This window comes from Bartonella sp. AA126HLJHH (assembly GCF_042197425.1).
Lineage (GTDB): Bacteria > Pseudomonadota > Alphaproteobacteria > Rhizobiales > Rhizobiaceae > Bartonella.
Genome location: NZ_JBHIRU010000012.1, coordinates 45,110 through 63,821, shown reverse-complemented (window position 1 = coordinate 63,821; position 18,712 = coordinate 45,110). Strand labels below are relative to the sequence as shown.

Here is an 18,712-nt window from a genome sequence, read left to right as displayed (position 1 = left end):
AAGGCGCCCAAGCCCATTTCACGGCGCCGACCGTGAATGGTATAACGATAAAGCCATTGAGCACCACCATCTTTACGTTTATGAAGAAGCAAGCCGGCACCATCATTATATTTGCTAGCCCCCAATGTTGCGACAACCCTTGGCTCTTAAGACTCTTCATAAGAACCATTTTTAGTTCTTTCTTATACAAATTTTATCCACACACTCATCCCACTTGTGACGTGCAAACGAGTGGTTTTGATTGATTCTAGATAGAGAGATTTGAAATGAGTGAATTATATATATAAATCAATATGTTGTCTAATTATGAACAGATAACAAAAAATCATAAACTTAGGTAAGCAACACCATAAAATCATTCATAAACCAGCTATGAACTGGAGAGTCGTACCGGCTTTGATAAAATACTTTGCTCACCCCCACACATAACATATTTGGTTTTAAGTTTACTTATTTTTACAAGCTGTTCGCAACAAATCCCTTATATTCACAAAAATAAGAAAAATATATAGACAATTCTTAGTTCAAAAACATGAAAATACAGCGTGATATTCATAAAAAAGTCTCATATACCTTTATCATAAAAAGCACTAAAGGTTATTGAATGTGTACACCTTCTGTCTTGTAACGGTTTTCTCTTTTCTGCTCATAAGAAAGCACGCTGGCATCAGCATACACTTAACCCCAATGTTACAACAATTCTTACATTTGAAAATATTCATTATAAACATTTTTCCTTTTTTATAGAGTTTTCACCCACATGCCAGCCCCACTTGTGACCGAAAAGCAAGTGATTGTCATTGATTCAACATGGGGGAAAATTTGAAATGAGAAAATCCTACGATAGACCTTCCATTCAAGGCGCAAAACAACAAATGATCTTTATAAATCAATGTGATGTCGATCTCTATTTTTTTAAGGAGAATCACATGTCACAATATAAGCCTATAGACAAACCATTGCCTTAAATATTCTCATAAAAAACACCGGTATGCTTAAAGCCTTACATGGATCAACCGCCTTAAACGACGATATTTTACGGTCTAATAGGATTCTCTCTACAGTCAATAAAGATTAAGTGCGATACAAAATGATTTTATTACTGAGCTAACTTATATCAATACCCAAGCTCTTAACGAAGTCATCATAAAAGACACTGATACAAGCAATCCCTTATAGCCTCTCAAGAAAACAAGAAAATCATCTCCCACAATAGAATCATTTCTCTACAGCAAAACTTTATCCCACACATGTTCTCAAGAAAAAGTGAAAAACGCATCTTACCCAATGCATTCACTAATGAAATAAAAGAAGTTCACCACTGGAAAAGAAAGAAAACGCTAAAGTTTTATAACCTCTAAAACGGAACATCCACGATACATTCCCTATTCCACATCGATAGAAGACGACGCAAGGGAACCTCAACATTCATCTTAAAGCGAAAATGCACGCCCCAAGCGTGCATTGATCGATGAAATAAAAAAGTTGACCTCTGGAAAAGAAAGAAAACGCTCAGTCTTTAACTACTAAAACGGAACGCCCACGATACATTCCCGTTTTCAAATCAATGTGATGAGGACGACGTAATTCACCAGAATTTTTATCTTCGATATAAGTCGGCGCCTTCAGAGCATCAGCCGAACGGCGCATGCCCCTCTTCGCTGGAGAGGTTTTTCGTTTAGGTACAGCCATAAAAAGACACTCCAAATCCATTAAAACAGAAAAAGCAATGTCAAAAATGACAATGCTTCATTTAAAAACACCATAAAATTTGAAGATATTATACACTGATAAAAAAGAAGAGGCAATGTCAAAATGATCCTCCTCTTACTAAAAATGACCTTCTTATTATCAAAAATGGTGTCACAATAATCAAATGAATATCAAAAACACTGCAAAATTTGAGAATTTTATACACCAATGAAAGCTTTTTTATAAGCCCTTCATTCAATTTTTATTTGGTTTAAAAAGGGATTTGCGCATACAGTAGAGATACGGATAAAAAGAGAAGTTGATTTTTAATAAAAAACGACGCCAATTTATGAAAACAAGAAAAAGCGACAACCTTTCTCTTTAAACTTCATAATTTCATTTTTGTAAAAACAAAGGAAGCAAGAATGCACGAATTTACCACCCTTCTTGCAAAACATGGACATACCGTTGAAAAGCGGCTTGATACCCTGTTAAGTGATCAAATCCAAAATGGTGAAATTTCACGCCCTAAAAATTTAATCAAAGCCATGCGCTATGGTGTGCTGAACGGTGGAAAACGCTTGCGTCCTTTTCTTGTAATTCAAAGTGCTACACTTTTTGACGTCCCTGTAGAACATTCTCTTGATGTTGCATGTGCCTTAGAATGTGTCCATTGTTATTCGCTCATTCATGATGATCTTCCCGCTATGGATAACGATACACTCCGGCGTGGAAAACCCACCGTCCATATAGCATTTGATGAAGCAACAGCAATTCTAGCAGGCAATGCCCTCTTAACATTTGCCTTTGAAATCATTGCCCATAAAGCTAGTAATCTATCTACAGATATTAGAATCAAGCTGATCACATCTCTTGCACAATCGGCAGGACTTGGCGGTATGTTAGGTGGACAAATGCTGGACCTTGAAGCTGAAAAAAGACCGCAAGAAAGTACTGACATCATCACTCTACAACACATGAAAACAGCAGCCCTGATAAGCTTTGCTTGCCAAGCAGGTGCCATCATTGGCAATGCATCTAAAGAATTAACTGAAAAACTTACTGATTTTGGTACCTATCTTGGTTTAGCTTTTCAATTAACCGATGACCTTCTTGATGTCACCGCCAACACGCAAACCCTAGGAAAAACGGCTGGGAAAGATGAAACGGCACAAAAAGCCACTTTTGTTCACCTTTACGGCATTAAAGAAACCCAAAAAAAGCGAGATACACTCATCAGTAAAGCAGAAGCATTCTTACATCCTTTTGGCGCTAAAGCACTCCCCCTCCAACAAGCAGCACACTTTAGTGCAATACGCCAAAATTAAACTTCATCCACCCTATTGTACATAGTGTACACCGTCATATTTATTAAATGCATAATAGACTTTTCAAAGAAACATTACCATTAATCTCCATTATACTCCTTATCATGAAATGGGTGCGACAAATCTTGAGAGGAATTTCATTAAAACAAGCCGCGTGAATTTATAACACAAATGCATTCTGGGTATCCTATTTTGCATGAAAAATGCCTTCCATTAAAGACTGAAAGAAACAAAATGTGAAAATGCGTAATCACCATGTTTTAAAAGATATTACAGTGGGTGGTGGGTGCTTTAAAGCCGAATAAAAAACAACCGGAAAGAGGAAAACTCGTTTTCTCCTTTATATCTTTAATCTTCTAACGATAAGGCAAAAAATAAACAGAATAAGTATAAAACCAGGCATTTTATAAACCCGCAAAAAACAATAAAAATGCCGATTGGCTTTGTAGCCTTATCAAAGTCATCTGTTGTTTATTGCCAACCCTAGGAGTACAATGCCCTCAGTAGAGAGTCGTAATTTTTATGCCTTTCCACGCTATCTTGTTGTAGAAGATCAAATATGCTTACATTCTGTAAATTCACTCGTGTATTGCTTGCTCTCTAAAAACACTTTTACAAAAGTGCTCGTTGTTTAGTTTAAGCATCATTTTTTTGAAGCTCGTATTTAAAATATCAGAAAAAAATGAACATAATGGCTATTTTGATTTTTATGCCACCCTCAAAGAACAAAGTCTTTTAACCTAATCTACTCTGTAAACAGTCTAGTTTCCTACCGAGTAGGTTTCTCTCGCTTTCCACGCATGCGATTCACTTAAACTAAAGACTCGATAAACAGACTTAAGAATATTCACCATGCACTTCTTAAAATACTTAATGTATCAAACAAGATACCTTCACCACCCCTCAAATGACAGTATGTTACGGCATAACAGGATAAATAAAGCCATTAATTTCAATAGAACGAAAGACCAAAGCAGTATTATTACCGATCTCTCTTTTCTTAGCAAGAATAATACAACACATTGATTTATAATCATAATTTGTGGTTTTTCAACTTGAATAAGAACCCTGAATATCATAAGATTCTCTCATTTCAAATCTGTGTATGTTAAATCAATCAAAATCATTTGCTTGCACGTCACAAGCGGGAAAAGCCGTGTGGGGCAAAACATCAAAGAAAAAACTAAAAAAATGCCTCTTATGAACCGTCTTAAAAGCCAAGGGCAGTCCGCAACATTAGGGGCTAGCAAAGTGAATAATTGTGTCGGCATGCTCCTTCAAAAGCAGAAACATTTTTATTTACAAAAGTGTGTAATAACTTCAATTGAATAATAATCATGATCACTGTACAACTTTAATTCATCACGCTCTTTATCTCGTTTATTCAATTCATCACATAAAAAGAAAATTGATAAGATTAAACAGAGAATGATCATTGCAACAGAAAGATAAAAAAAGTCCTTATTATTATATATAATAGCGCAATCTAATTTGTGATAAGTCGTTTTTTCAATCCAAGTGCAAATTTCCTCCTTTAAGTGCAATTTTCTTATTAAGATGAAAAGCATCATTGTAAGTGAACCTATGCCTGTTGTAAAAGCTGGAAAATATGTCCACCTTTTGAAGCCATAATAAAAAAACATGCAACATGGCCAAGAAAATGCCGCGATTATCAAGAGTATTATAGCCATTTAATATCCTTCGAGAGAATTTTTCTCATTATCCATTCAATGTCATTTGTAAATTCTTCTTGGTTTCATCATGTCATATATCGTGTTTAGCTCTATGCAAAAACGCGCTATTTGTTTAGTGTTGTCACCATGACCAGCTCTCATACTAGACACAAGGTCAATAATTTGTGTTGTTGGGCTGATGCCATTTCCGCTGGAAGAATTAAGAAACTTTTTCGCGTAATCAATCATGGGGTCGGTAGCATTCATAGACATATTATATGCCCAAATAAAATCGCTTTCTCTCCAGTTATAGTCATTACGCAAACTGCTTATGACATTGAGTAACATATCTGCTGATATCCATTCATTATAATCACCACGCAATAAATTAACAAAACGTCCACATAAAACAATCAGTATGTGACGATGCCGTATAATGTCAAACTTTGGTACGATATTCTGATAGCCATGGCTGTATACAAATTTTTTTGCTTGTTCATGCTTTTGAAAATGTTCAAAAGCGCCGTAATTTTCACTGATATATTTTTCGTAAAGTCTATCGTACTGTTCTAGACTATCTACGCGCGTACATCCCAACAACACGGATACAAAAAAAAAGAGTTATAAATGTTACAATATGCGTTATGGATAACGATTTCACCGCTTTATCTTTTAATAACTACAATTTGTACAGCCTAACAGATTCCTATCAAATATATCAATATGTGCTGGTTTCTTGTGGCTTATTTATAGCAAATTGTACTCAACAATATTTCTGTACTTGGTTTTATTCCCTCTCAAAGAGGGGGCTGTCATTCAAAGTTTCCATAGATAAGTTTACTATCTGGATTAAGAGTATTTTCTAACATCAGAAAATACAGAGCTAACGCCACAATCAAAGAGAAAATACTCAAAAATGAGAATGTACAACGTAAAAAAATTATCTCAACAAGATGATTGATATTTTAAAGGAGGCAATGGTAAAATCCGCTAAATATACCAACAATAAAATAGATCATCAAAATATCAAAATCGATCATACGGGAATTCTTATGAGGACAGGCTATAAATTGTCCGACTGCTTAAATTAGCTCTAATGAGATAAAGGGTTACCAGCAAGGAACCAATGAAAATGGGGAAAACTGCTTCATCACCATTCCTTAATAAGCATATAATCTGGCACAATCATTTTCTTTATCAGCGTCCAATCTTATCAGCAACTCTTTGTGCAATATTCATGAGCAGCATTTTTATTTCCCTTTTAACGATTATTATGCCACGCCCACTTATAACGTACAAGCAGATGACTTTGATTGCTTCAACATACATAGATTTGAAATAAGAGTAACTGACACTATTCAGCTTTCTCATTCAACATGCAAAAACAACGATGCGCCTTAATAAATAAAAGCCTTGCCCCACTATGAAACCCTATAAAATACGTATCGTAATAAGTTAATATTTTCACTGAACTTTTTTGAGAGTTCCTTCTAAAAAAAATACCGCCAACAAGTAAATCAATAAATAAATAGCAAAAATATAAACGAGTGAGAAAAAGCCAAATATATTGACCATATACGCACTCATGTAAAAAAATACCAATAAGCTAAATCTCCCAACGGTTGACAAGAAAGATTCATATGTAGCCCTGAAATGATCACTAATACTATCGTGCAAAATAACTTCTACACGAAGATATGTATACTTAATGAGATAAAAAATCATACAGACTAAAATGACAGCCATTTCTTTTCTTGGTTCAAAGAAAGCGACTGTAGAAATCAGTAAAGCCGAAAGAAACAACAGTAAAATAAAATTCACTCTTTCACTTAGTTTTGTAAAGAGAAAACTAGCCAAGAGCTGAGAGAGCAATATCAATGAAAATGTCACACCAAGATCAAAATAAGTGACATTAATATTATGATCTTTAAATATCCACTGCCAATATTGCGAGAATATATTGAAAAAGATCAATGAAAAATAAAAGCATAAAGAGATATAAGGAACTTTAATAAAAATAGACAACATCTCCTTAGCTTCACAAATGAGAGAACTCGCTTTATTTGGTTTTTTCTCCCCCTTCAAGTCATCAAGAAAAAACAAACCAAATAGTGTTGTCATCAACATTAAAAACGCCGCGATATACCATATATATTGGCTCGAATAATCAGCAAAATAAGCACCGATCAAACTGAATATAAACATGCCGATGTAATTATATTGAGAGCTGGAACCAAGCACTTTTTTAGTGGATGTCACTTTTGCTTTTGCATATTGAACAAGTAAAGCATTATAGGCTCCAGCAATTAATGTTAGCGATAAGGCATTAAAAGTTTCTGCCAAAAGAAAACCATAAAAGCTTGTAGAAAATCCCATGAGAAAGAGCCATGTGGCAGCAAAAGCCGCTGCCAAAACGATCGATATTTTATAACTTTTTCGATCAGCAAAATATCCCAGAGGAATATCGGTAACCATCATAATAAAAGCCTGAAACGACTTAATGACACCTATATCAATAAGCGTTAAGCCTTTTTCAAGCATATAAAAGACAATAAAGGCGCCAGTTAAAATCCTTATACCGTTAAATAAAAAGCCAAACGCTAATATACTTGTCATGCACTCCCCCAATAACGCCAAAAAAGGCACCCGTATACATCATTTTATATCAATATAAAAGCTTACATTTTACGACAAATAGGACTATAATCGCTATAAGGATTTCCAATCCTATCAATTTGATACCCCAAAAAATGCTGGGAAAATGCCTAAAAAATCAATAAACAATGTTCTTTCTATAATTTGACATTTGTCAAAATCCGCTAAATATTTCACTGTCTCAAGAGCAGCCAAAAAACCAGCAACAACATTTACGGATCTATTTAAAGTATTCATATCGTTTTGCTTAATAGTCTTAACACACTCAAACTCATTAATATCCTTCATAAGCTTCTGATTCTAAAACAGGCATATCATCTGGTTTTACCTAAAATAATAAGCAACCAACAACAGTATTGACCATAGCTAAAGCAGCATACAACAGCACCATCTTCACATTGAAGACAGCTTGTTTTAAAAAAAAACGACACACCCTTTTTACTTCAACCTTATGCGATTTTTACCTCAACCTTGCCCAAAGCGTGTATGAATATAATCACTCAAAAGCGCTTCAAATTCTTCAGCAATGTGATCACCCCGTAAAATTTTTACCTTTTGTCCCTCAATAAAAACAGGTGCCGCAGGACTTTCCCCCACTCCAGGCAAAGAGATTCCAATATCCGCATGCTTTGACTCCCCCGGTCCATTGACGATACATCCCATCACAGCCACCTTCAAGCTTTCAACGCCAGGGTATTTTTCACGCCAAACAGGCATATTTTTGTATAAATCTGCTTCAATTTTTTGTGCCAATTGTTGAAAGACCGTTGAGGTTGTGCGCCCACAACCAGGACAAGCCGCAACAACAGGCAAAAATTGCCGAAACCCCATCACTTGCAAAAGTTCTTGCCCCACCTTTACTTCTCGTGTCCGATCACCACCAGGTTTTGGTGTTAAGGAAATTCGTATCGTATCACCAATCCCTTGCTGTAATAAAATACCCAAAGCCACCGAAGAAGCAACAATGCCCTTTGTTCCCATCCCAGCTTCCGTTAATCCCAAATGAAGAGCATAATCACAACGCGCCGCCAAGGTGGTATAAACAGCAATAAGATCTTGGACATCACTCACTTTAGCAGAAAGAATAATTTTATCACGTCCCAATCCTAACTCTTCTGCTAAAGCAGCCGAAAGCAAAGCCGACTGAACAACAGTTTCCCGCATCACTTCAGCAACCGATAAAGGATTTTCTTGCTGTGCATTTTCATTCATAAGCCGTGTTAACAACGCATTATCAAGAGAGCCCCAATTCACGCCAATGCGAATAGGTTTATGATACCGACAAGCAATCTCAATAATTTCTGCAAATTGACGATCTTTTTTTGCGCCAAAACCAACATTTCCAGGATTGATGCGATATTTTGCAAGCGCCTCAGCACACGCAGGATGCTCTGATAAAAGCTTATGGCCAATATAATGAAAATCCCCCACCAATGGGATAAAAAATCCTAACCTCTCCAATCGCTCCCGTATTTTTGGTACAGCTGCCGCCGCTTCATCGCGATCAACAGTAATTCGAACCAATTGTGAACCAGCTTGCCAAAGAGCAGCTACTTGAGAAACAGTTGCATCAACATCAGCGGTATCTGTATTGGTCATTGACTGTACAACTATCGGGCTCTGCCCCCCAATAATCACATCACCAACAGCAACACCAACAGATCGACGACGCTCAAGTGGTTTAGATAAAAAATAGGTCGTACTCATCAAGTCCTCAAATTTTTAAAACCTGCGCTATCAATCATTATTTACATTGACTTCCTCCGCGCTTCAAAGGACGAAAATTACACCGCCCACCAATCTTAACAGATTGCTCTCAAAAGGTTCTACCTACTAACACTGATGCAATACAATTCATAGGTAGATTCATTCTATAGACGCACCGGATAAGTTCTACTACTTCTGTTCAAGTTTATACTTCTACACTTGGTTGCTTCAAAAAGAAACTGAAACAAAACAGAGACAATACTGTATTTTTAAGTTGCATGCCGATACCTTAATCAACGTCACCACAAAACAATGTTTTACAACACAACAGATAACGCCTATCAAAGCGCAATTTTTAAAAATGCATGAAAGACATCGCCAAATTAATCCAACATATTGATTTATAATAATCTATTTTTTACAAATTTGAATAGCAACCCCAAATATCGTAAGATTTCCTCATTTTAAATCTTCTTAATTGAATCAATCAATACCACTCCCTACAGCCACAAGAGAATAGATAGATAAAAACTCCTTATAAACTATTTCAAGTGCCAAAAGCTATCCCAACACTTTAAACAAACAAAAAAATGAAGACATCGCCCACCATCTTTATGAATGAATCTTACACCATTTTGTAAAAATTTTTACCTTACATCCTTAACAAACACCATCACGAAATGAACTCAAGTACATTAAGAAATGCCTCATTAAACCCAAACTTTTAATTCTCATCTCACCCACGCGCGGCATTATCAATGCAACCTTTCAATGTTCAAGCCGTTATAGCAAAACCCCAAACACAATTCCAACTGTCACGCAACAATTTAACACATGAAGGAGTCAATAAATGTGTCTATTTTCACCCCATAGAAAAAATGCTAAAATTAAAAAACGTATAGCACTCTTAAAAAGAGAGCTGGTCCCCGTAAATCATTGGAGTTTTCAAAATGATAGCTTTGAAAACATTTCTGAGCTGTTTAACACATGGAAACAAAAAGGCCGTCACGCACTTTATCACCTCAACGAACATGCTACAGAATTAAAGAAAAAAGCGAAAGAAAATCCCAAAAAAACCCTCGCATTAGCAGCAGGAGTCGTTTTAGTAAGCTTCTTACTGATCCGTAAAAATTAATAACACAACCAATAACCTTCCCTTTTAATGCCCGCCTTAAAACGGGCATTTTTATGGTTTACAAAATATAAACTTTACGTCTTCCTCCTAACTTTACGCCCTCACCCAAAAGGATAAGTTTCCCATCCGACCCAGTCTATAATCCAATTTTTTATCTGGCTTCCCCCTACCCCCATCTTCCAAACATGCGGTGACACCACACCTCAAAGGACAGTGTTGTGCAAAACCACAAGCAAAGCTTCCAATACTCCACCCCCCCTACTGAGTTAGTTCAAAAGAAATGGAAGTGAGTAAAGATGCATGCGCTTTAATATTCTAAGGAACATTATTTTACATCATGACATAAAAGTATAAGAAGCCTAAGAGCTTTAAAACATGTAGTATAGCAAACCAAACGAAATCTTCCAATGTAAACAACCACTTGCTATAAGTAAATGACGCAAAAATTAAACTGAAAAAACCCAAAATTTCATCCTCCAGAATCGACTCGCTGCGAAGTATCTACATAGGTAACTACGGACATGCCAGGAATGAGTTTTTCAATCCCTTCCTGCCCAGGATCTAAAGCAATCCGTACTGAAATACGTTGCGCAATTTTGATAAAATTACCAATTGTCGTATCCGTTTTTAACAATGAAAATTCTGAGCCTGTAGCAGGTGCAAAACGAACCACACGCCCTGTTAACTTTTTGTTGTTCAATGCATCAACAGAAAAAACAACCGGTTGTCCCACACGCATCTGAGAAAGTTGCGTTTCCTTATAATTAGCAATAATCCAAATATCATCAGAAATAACAGAGACCAATTGTGTCCCTGGCATAACATATTGCCCTACCCGCGCTCCAACTAATCCAATATAGCCTGTTCGAGGAGATAAAATCTTTGTGTGATCGAGATTAAGTTTTGCCAACTCAACACTCACCTTCGCTCCCGCAATTTCTGACTGTAAACTTTGCCGTTCAAGATCCAATTGTTTTTGCAATTGGCGTTTTGTTTCGAGAGCTGTCAAGAGTTGTGAAAGAGGACGAGAAACAGAACTTGCCGCATCACCAAAACCTAACTTTTTACTATCTGGAACAACATTGGAAAATGCTCGTGAACGCGCCAATTCCACCTCTGCTGTATTAATTTCGCCCTGCAAAAGCTGTGCTTGTAATTCAATACTTGCCAGTTTTGCATTTTTTGAATCGAGAACAGCCTGTGCCCGTGCAAGCTGCTGCCGAAAAAGAGAATCATCGAGCTCAAAAAGCAGCATTCCCTTTTCAACGCGTTGATAATCTTGCACATAAATCCGTGCGATTACCCCAGAGATCTGTGAACTAACCAGAGTAACATTGCCCTTAATAGAAGCATTATCCGTTATTTGAATGTTACTCACAAAAGGAGGAAGCCTCCAAGCCCACAAAATCAGCAAAACACCCGTAATGCCCGATAGGAATGCAACAATCGTAGCTTTTGACCGTAATTTTTTTATCATTTTTTTTGCACCCCTCTTTTTATGACATTACTCTACTTTTCTAATGCACGCAAAGAGCATGACTTAACAATCATTGTGGCAAGAAAAATAACGAATACAACCATTGAAATATAAAAATAAAGCCGAAAAACGTCATCATAAGCAAAAATATTTGCTGTTAACTTAAATTTCTCTATCAACATAGAAGTACCCTGCTCACTTCTCAAGCCATTGGGAACAGAAACACCATAAGAAGGCGAAAATAAAGTATTCATCTCACCAGAAATAAGCGGATCAGTAATAATAATATTTTGTGTTAAGGACTCAAAGTTCTTATGGGCAAAATAAAACTGAAGGCTGCCAAAAAAAGCCGACCCCATCAATCCCCCTGTCACTTGCGTTAGCAAAAAAACAGCAATAAAACTTAAAACGTAACGCGGTCCTCGCTCACCAGCGATCACAAACCCTTTGAAAAGAGCAGGAGGCAAAAAAAGTGCATAACTAAAACTCACCAACCCTTGGCTCAACATCATATCTTGTGGGCGCGTTAAATGGTTTACATGACTATCTAAATAAGCTCCTAACGCCAAACAACCCAAAGACAACAAATAAAAATAATCCTCACGCCCCGCCCGTAAAAAAAAGACACAAACAGCCCCCCCTAACAGAATCCCTAATGTCACCGCAAGATACATGGGCGCCATCTCACGATTGAGCAAACCAAAAAGATTAAAAAACCCTACGGGCAAATTTGACCGCTCCAATAAAAAAACATGAAAAATAAATAAAATAAAAACAGATTGGACCATTTCTTTACTGAAAATCCAACGGAGATCAATCAACGGTTTTTCTCTATTAAGCTCAATAATAATAGCAATAGCCAACGAGAAAATAGCAAGTGCGAGCCCCCAACCAATCCATGGTGCTTCATACCACCAATACAATATGCCAACAGACATGATCACAGCATTTAATCCAAGACCAAGAGCAATCAAACCATAGCTTATCCAATCTAATTTTTGAATAACCTTACTACGCACAACAGGAGTAAGAGGCAAAGTATAGATACAGACCAAGCTGATAAGAACCAACCCCATTTCCAGAGCGGAAAGACTGGAAAAACCACCATTTTCCAGCAAATCAGGAGAAATCAAACGTGATAAAGGTGCCGCTAAAGCCGCATTCATATAATTCAAACTAAGACCAACAGTAAACTTCTTTGCTGGAGCAAAAGCCTCCATCATATAAAGCAGCGCAAGCGAAGCCAAAGGAGCAGCAGCAATCCCAGCAAAAAAGCGAATAATCAATGCAGAACGCAAATCCGTAACAAAGAGCTGCAACACGCAAACCAAAACAAAGCCAAGAATTGATAATTCAGCAAAAGCGCGCAGCCCAAATTGATAGCGGATTTTGATCAACATAATCGCTACACTCACATTTGGCGCCATATAAGCCGCTACCAGCCATGTCGTCTCGGCCAAAGTTGCATGAAAATCACCCGTAAGATGGACAATGTTAGACTGAACAATATTAGCCCCTAAACCATAAGCCCATTGCAAAATAAGAGAAGCAAAAATATAAACAAAGCACTTTGGCAAAGGTCCCGCAAAGACACGACCAGGATGAGGAAAAGGTTTTGCACTCCTTTTAGCAGACACAACCGTACTCTTTTTTCCGCTCATGTCATCTTTTCCTGTATACTCTGCTACGCTTCTATCAACACAGCACCATCAGCTGACAACTGCTGGAAAAAAGCCTCTATTTTATGATTGTCCTCATCACTTGTCCCTCCTTCTAACGTCGCTTGAATCTGCAAAATCTGCTGTTCTAATACATCAAAAGAAAGATTCTCTACAGCCACAACGTGCTCTACCAATAAAGAGCAGCCTGAAAAGGTAATATTTGCAACACCCCCGCATACAACAAATAATTTTTCACCCACAGAGGTGCGAACACGAACACTGCCCAACACAATACTTGCCACCAATGGCGCATGATGCGCCATAACTGTCAAATAACCTGAGGCTGAAGGAAGAACAACAGACACTACCTGCTCTGAAAACACAATTTTTTCAGGCGATACAAGCTCAAATAAAAAATGCTCTTCTCTATTGTTTTCCACAAAAGTCTCCAAAATACCCGATATAAGGACTCTCCGTTTTCTCCAACGACTCGTCCTTTTTAACGAAAAATACCCATGACAGTTTTCTCTTGAATAAGAAGCTTCTTACTAAGAAGCCTCTGCCATGAGACGCTTTCCTTTTTCAAGTGCTTCATCAATCGAACCAACCATATAAAAAGCAGCTTCTGGCAAATCATCGTAATCGCCAGCACAAAGCCCCTTAAAGCCTTTGATTGTCTCTTCCAAAGGAACGAGTTTCCCCGGCGAACCAGTAAAGGCTTCCGCAACATGGAAAGGTTGCGAAAGGAAACGTTCAATTTTACGTGCCCGCCCCACCAGCAATTTGTCATCTTCAGAAAGTTCATCCATTCCAAGAATAGCAATAATATCCTGAAGCGCTCTATAACGTTGTAAAATGGTTTGCACTTGACAAGCAACCGTGTAATGCTCTTCCCCCACAATCAATGGATCCAACATACGCGAGAAAGAGTCAAGCGGATCAACCGCTGGATAAATCCCCTTTTCCGCAATAGAGCGCGAAAGAACAGTTGTTGCATCCAAATGAGCAAAAGACGCTGCCGGCGCCGGATCCGTCAAGTCATCTGCCGGAACATAAATTGCCTGAACGGAAGTAATAGAGCCTGTTTTTGTACTGGTAATACGTTCTTGCAACGCCCCCATATCTGTTGCCAAAGTCGGCTGATACCCAACAGCAGAAGGAATACGCCCTAAAAGAGCAGATACCTCAGCTCCTGCTTGCGTGAAACGGAAAATATTATCCACAAAGAAGAGAACATCTTGTCCTTCATCACGGAAACTTTCTGCAATTGTCAATCCTGAAAGAGCCACACGCGCACGCGCTCCTGGTGGTTCATTCATTTGCCCGTAAACAAGGGCACACTTTGACCCTTCCGTTGAACCATTATTCTCTTTTGGATTCACATTCACGCGGCTTTCGATCATTTCATAATAAAGATCATTTCCTTCACGTGTACGTTCTCCCACACCAGCAAATACAGAATAGCCACCATGTGCCTTTGCAATATTGTTTATAAGCTCCATAATGAGAACGGTTTTTCCAACACCAGCACCACCAAACAATCCAATTTTACCCCCTTTAGAATAAGGGGCTAACAAATCCACGACTTTAATACCGGTTACGAGAATTTCCGAAACAGTCGATTGTTCAACATATTCAGGTGCCTCTTGGTGAATAGAACGTGTTTTGGTTGAAGCGATTGGTCCCACATTATCCACCGGTTCCCCAATCACATTCATAATACGTCCCAACGTTGCTTCTCCTACAGGAACGCTAATTTGTGTGCCTGTATCCACAACCTTTTGGCCCCGCATCAAACCATCAGTCGTATCCATAGCAATCGTACGTACGGTATTTTCACCCAAATGCTGCGCAACTTCTAATACCAAGCGATTGCCTAAATTCTCTGTTTCCAAAGCGTTGAGAATATTTGGCAATTCACCTTCAAATTGCACATCAACGACAGCACCAATAATCTGCTTGATTTCACCAACAGCGCCTTTTGCATGCTCTTCTTTTTTTGCGGATGTATCTTTTTTTACAGGTGTATCTTTAGCTGCATCACGCGCAGGTACAGAGGAAGCCTTTACATCCACTTGAGATTTCGAAGCGGCTTTTTTCACGCTGGAACGAGCAGCTGGTTTCTTTTTTTCACCTTTTTCTGTTCCTTTGCTTGAGGTTACTGCTTTTACCATCAATCCTTACCTTCTCCATTTAAAGCGCTTCAGCGCCCGCAATAATTTCGATCAATTCTGTCGTAATCTGTGCTTGACGTTGACGATTATAAGCCACCGTCAATTTACTAATCATTTCACCCGCATTGCGCGATGCATTATCCATAGCTGTCATCTTGGCGCCCATTTCACCAGCAACATTTTCTAGCAAAGCCCGAAAGATTTGCACCGAAAGATTACGTGGTACAAGGGCCTCTAAAAGAGACGCAGCATCAGGTTCATATTCATAAACAATCGATTGTGAACCTTTGTTATGATCGATTTGCTCCACAATATCTATTGCCCCAACAGCTGCTTTTGGAGCAACCATTGGAATCAAATCCAAAGCTGTTGGACGCTGATTAATTACGGAAACAAATTCAGAATAAAACAGCGTACAAACATCGAAAGCGCCTTCATTGAATAAATCAACAATCCGTTGACTAATCATCACTGCCTCTGCAAAACCAATTCGCTTTACAGCATGCAAATCGATATGATCAATTATCAAGCCTTTGTAATCACGCGATAAAATATCCGCGCCTTTTTTACCCACAGTGATAATTTTTACTATTTTATCAGTCGCCAACAATGCCTTAATCTGTTCACGTGCACGACGAGCAATTTGCACGTTAAAAGCACCACACAAACCGCGCTCAGCAGTACACACCACCAAAAGATGTACATCATCGCGCCCCGTACCACGCATAAGAGTAGGCGCATCAACACCATCTACATCAGCAGCAACACTGGTCAAAATATCAGCCATTCTCTTCGCATAAGGACGTGCAGACTGCGCTGCCTCTTGAGCACGATGCAACCTTGCCGCTGCAACCATTTGCATAGCTTTGGTAATCTTTTGTGTTGCTTTAACCGAAGCGATACGGTCTCTAAGATCTTTTAGTGAAGCCATTCAAGCATTCCATCAATTCATCACGAGAAATTTTTCGCATAAGTATCAAGAACAGTTATCAACTTATCTTTCAGCTCATCTGTTATTTGCTTTTGCTCAGCAATTGCCTTTAAGAGATCTTGATAATCACTACGCAAAAGCACCAAAAGTCCCTGCTCAAACCGCGCAACATCAGAAACCGCCAAAGCATCAAGATAGCCATTCACACCCGCGAAAATAACCACCACCTGTTCTTCTGTTTTGAGTGGAGAAAATTGCGGCTGCTTCAACAGCTCTGTCAAGCGCGCACCCCGATTTAACAGACGCTGGGTTGACGCATCCAAATCAGAGCCAAACTGCGCAAAAGCTGCCATTTCACGATATTGCGCCAATTCACCTTTAATCGAGCCAGCAACTTGCTTCATTGCCTTAATTTGTGCAGCAGAACCAACACGCGATACAGAAAGACCAACATTTACAGCAGGACGAATTCCTTGATAAAACAAATTAGTCTCTAGAAAAATTTGCCCATCAGTAATCGAAATCACATTTGTAGGAATATAGGCAGAAACATCATTTGCTTGCGTTTCAATAACCGGCAAAGCTGTCAACGACCCAGATCCATTTTCCGCATTCAACTTCGCAGCCCGCTCTAAAAGACGCGAGTGCAGATAGAAAACATCTCCCGGATAAGCTTCACGACCTGGAGGACGACGCAATAAAAGAGACATTTGACGATACGCCACCGCCTGTTTTGACAAGTCATCATAACCAATCAAAGCATGTTGCCCATTATCACGGAAATACTCACCCATAGCACACCCAGCAAGAGGTGCAATAAATTGCAGTGGTGCTGGATCAGAAGCAGTCGCTGCAACAATAATAGAATATTCCAGCGCTCCACGTTCTTCTAAAACTTTAACGAACTGTGCCACCGTCGAACGTTTTTGACCGATAGCCACATAAATACAATAAACTTTGTCTTGCTCTCGTCCAGCCCCTTTTTCATGAAAAGGTTTTTGGTTTAAAAATGTATCGAGCAAAATTGCTGTTTTTCCTGTTTGGCGATCACCAATCACCAATTCACGCTGCCCCCGTCCAATAGGGATGAGTGCGTCAATCGCTTTCAATCCGGTCGACATCGGTTCATGGACAGACTGACGCGGAATAATTCCAGGAGCCTTAACATCGACACGACGACGCTCTGTTGCTTTAATGGGACCCTTCCCATCGATAGGGTTTCCCAACGCATCAACCACACGCCCCAACAAAGTGGGACCCACAGGAACATCGACGATAGCGCCTAGCCGCTTTACACAATCACCTTCACGAATCTCACGATCTGAGCCAAAAATGACCACACCAACATTATCAACTTCCAAATTGAGTGCCATACCACGCACACCGTTTGGAAAGGCGACCATTTCCCCTGCTTGGACATTATCCAAACCATAAACGCGAGCAATACCATCCCCTACAGAGAGAACCCAACCAATTTCTGAAACCTCAGCCTTTTGGTCAAAGTTTTTGATTTGCTCTTTTAGAATTTTTGAAATTTCAGATGGTCTAATATCCATCAGCTGACCTCTTTTTTCAATGCAAGCTTAAGTGAAGACAATTTTGTGAGAAGAGACGTATCAATTTGAGACGACCCCACACGAACGATTAATCCACCAAGAATTGTTGGATCCACAATGATGTGCAGCAAGACTTTTCCTCCAACAACACCTTCCAAAGCCTCACACAACTCTTGTCTTTGTTGAGAACTTAAAGGGCACGCAGAAACAATTTGCGCAGCAACCTGCCTACGAGCGCGTGCAACACAATGCTGAAAAGCACGTAAAATACCAAATACGGCACTAAGCCTACGATTTGTTGCAATAACACGTAAAAAATTACCAATGACCTGCCCTGCGTTTTTATCAGCAAATTTGATGTTTGCACAAACAGATTGCATTACCTTAATTTGCTCTTTAACTGAAAAGAATGGACTAAGCACAAAGCGTTTTAAATCCTTATGCTCCAAAACAAGCAAAAGATCCTCTACTGCCTTTTCAACCTTTTCAACGTTTCCGGCTTCTTGAACGCAATCAAAAAGCGCTTGCGCATAGCGTTGATCTACCAACGGCAGCGGTATGAGAGAAAATGAATCCGACACGAAATACCGCCTCTTTCCCTTGAGCGACTCTCTGATAGTTATCAGATGAAATGAAACAGACATTCTCAATCTTAAGAATCTTTTTCTTAAAACCTAGAACAAAAATCACTTGGTTTCTAGCATAGACATAGCCGACTCGCAA

The 18,712-nt window shown here is 38.7% G+C and carries 14 protein-coding genes and 1 pseudogene; 2 read left to right on the top strand and 13 right to left on the bottom strand.

Annotated features, from left to right (window positions below):
- Positions 1 to 125: pseudogene (locus ACFIQC_RS06855) on the bottom strand (integrase); the annotation flags it as partial.
- 1,387 nt (positions 126 to 1,512) lie between these two features.
- Positions 1,513 to 1,692 carry a 50S ribosomal protein L32 gene (gene rpmF, locus ACFIQC_RS06850; RefSeq protein ID WP_005774555.1) on the bottom strand — a complete coding sequence of 60 codons (180 nt, stop codon included), beginning with the start codon at positions 1,690 to 1,692 and terminating at the stop codon, positions 1,513 to 1,515.
- Positions 1,693 to 2,117: 425 nt separating this feature from the next.
- Between rpmF and ACFIQC_RS06845 the strand changes: the two genes are divergently transcribed.
- Entirely contained in the window at positions 2,118 to 3,020 is a 903-nt protein-coding gene (locus ACFIQC_RS06845; protein WP_375629668.1) for a polyprenyl synthetase family protein, read from the top strand.
- 1,733 nt (positions 3,021 to 4,753) lie between these two features.
- Here ACFIQC_RS06845 and ACFIQC_RS06840 read toward each other — a convergent pair.
- The 4 genes from ACFIQC_RS06840 to ispG form a co-directional block, all read right to left on the bottom strand.
- Positions 4,754 to 5,290: a hypothetical protein gene (locus ACFIQC_RS06840; protein WP_375686008.1), complete on the bottom strand. Its 537-nt coding sequence runs from the start codon at positions 5,288 to 5,290 to the stop codon at positions 4,754 to 4,756.
- 867 nt (positions 5,291 to 6,157) lie between these two features.
- The gene (locus tag ACFIQC_RS06835; RefSeq protein WP_375706928.1) at positions 6,158 to 7,309 is read right to left on the bottom strand and encodes an MFS transporter; all 1,152 of its coding nucleotides are present in this window, start codon (positions 7,307 to 7,309) and stop codon (positions 6,158 to 6,160) included.
- Positions 7,310 to 7,423: 114 nt separating this feature from the next.
- Positions 7,424 to 7,636: a hypothetical protein gene (locus ACFIQC_RS06830; RefSeq protein WP_375706927.1), complete on the bottom strand. Its 213-nt coding sequence runs from the start codon at positions 7,634 to 7,636 to the stop codon at positions 7,424 to 7,426.
- Positions 7,637 to 7,813: 177 nt separating this feature from the next.
- Positions 7,814 to 9,055: a flavodoxin-dependent (E)-4-hydroxy-3-methylbut-2-enyl-diphosphate synthase gene (gene ispG, locus ACFIQC_RS06825; protein ID WP_375638261.1), complete on the bottom strand. Its 1,242-nt coding sequence runs from the start codon at positions 9,053 to 9,055 to the stop codon at positions 7,814 to 7,816.
- Between the two features lie 850 nt (positions 9,056 to 9,905).
- On the opposite strand from ispG, the gene ACFIQC_RS06820 reads away from it, so the two are divergent.
- Positions 9,906 to 10,190, top strand: coding sequence for a hypothetical protein (locus ACFIQC_RS06820; RefSeq protein WP_375673637.1), 285 nt, complete (start codon positions 9,906 to 9,908; stop codon positions 10,188 to 10,190).
- Positions 10,191 to 10,659: 469 nt separating this feature from the next.
- Here ACFIQC_RS06820 and ACFIQC_RS06815 read toward each other — a convergent pair whose 3' ends face one another.
- From ACFIQC_RS06815 to atpH, 7 genes are all read right to left on the bottom strand, one after another.
- Positions 10,660 to 11,667: an HlyD family secretion protein gene (locus ACFIQC_RS06815; RefSeq protein WP_375611727.1), complete on the bottom strand. Its 1,008-nt coding sequence runs from the start codon at positions 11,665 to 11,667 to the stop codon at positions 10,660 to 10,662.
- Between the two features lie 32 nt (positions 11,668 to 11,699).
- Positions 11,700 to 13,328, bottom strand: coding sequence for an MFS transporter (locus ACFIQC_RS06810; protein WP_375613177.1), 1,629 nt, complete (start codon positions 13,326 to 13,328; stop codon positions 11,700 to 11,702).
- A 23-nt stretch (positions 13,329 to 13,351) separates the two neighbouring features.
- Entirely contained in the window at positions 13,352 to 13,768 is a 417-nt protein-coding gene (atpC, locus tag ACFIQC_RS06805; protein ID WP_375611725.1) for an ATP synthase F1 subunit epsilon, read from the bottom strand.
- A gap of 108 nt (positions 13,769 to 13,876) precedes the next feature.
- A complete protein-coding gene (gene atpD / locus ACFIQC_RS06800; RefSeq protein ID WP_375706926.1) occupies positions 13,877 to 15,502 on the bottom strand; it encodes a F0F1 ATP synthase subunit beta in 1,626 nt (541 codons plus the stop codon).
- A gap of 19 nt (positions 15,503 to 15,521) precedes the next feature.
- Complete coding sequence (locus ACFIQC_RS06795; RefSeq protein ID WP_375629656.1) at positions 15,522 to 16,433, bottom strand: F0F1 ATP synthase subunit gamma; 912 nt, start codon at positions 16,431 to 16,433, stop codon at positions 15,522 to 15,524.
- Between the two features lie 20 nt (positions 16,434 to 16,453).
- Positions 16,454 to 17,989, bottom strand: a complete 1,536-nt coding sequence (atpA, locus tag ACFIQC_RS06790) for a F0F1 ATP synthase subunit alpha (protein ID WP_375706925.1) — start codon at positions 17,987 to 17,989, stop codon at positions 16,454 to 16,456.
- Entirely contained in the window at positions 17,989 to 18,570 is a 582-nt protein-coding gene (gene atpH / locus ACFIQC_RS06785; RefSeq protein WP_375706924.1) for an ATP synthase F1 subunit delta, read from the bottom strand. Before atpH ends, atpA begins: the two co-directional genes overlap by 1 nt.
- Positions 18,571 to 18,712 lie beyond the last annotated feature (142 nt).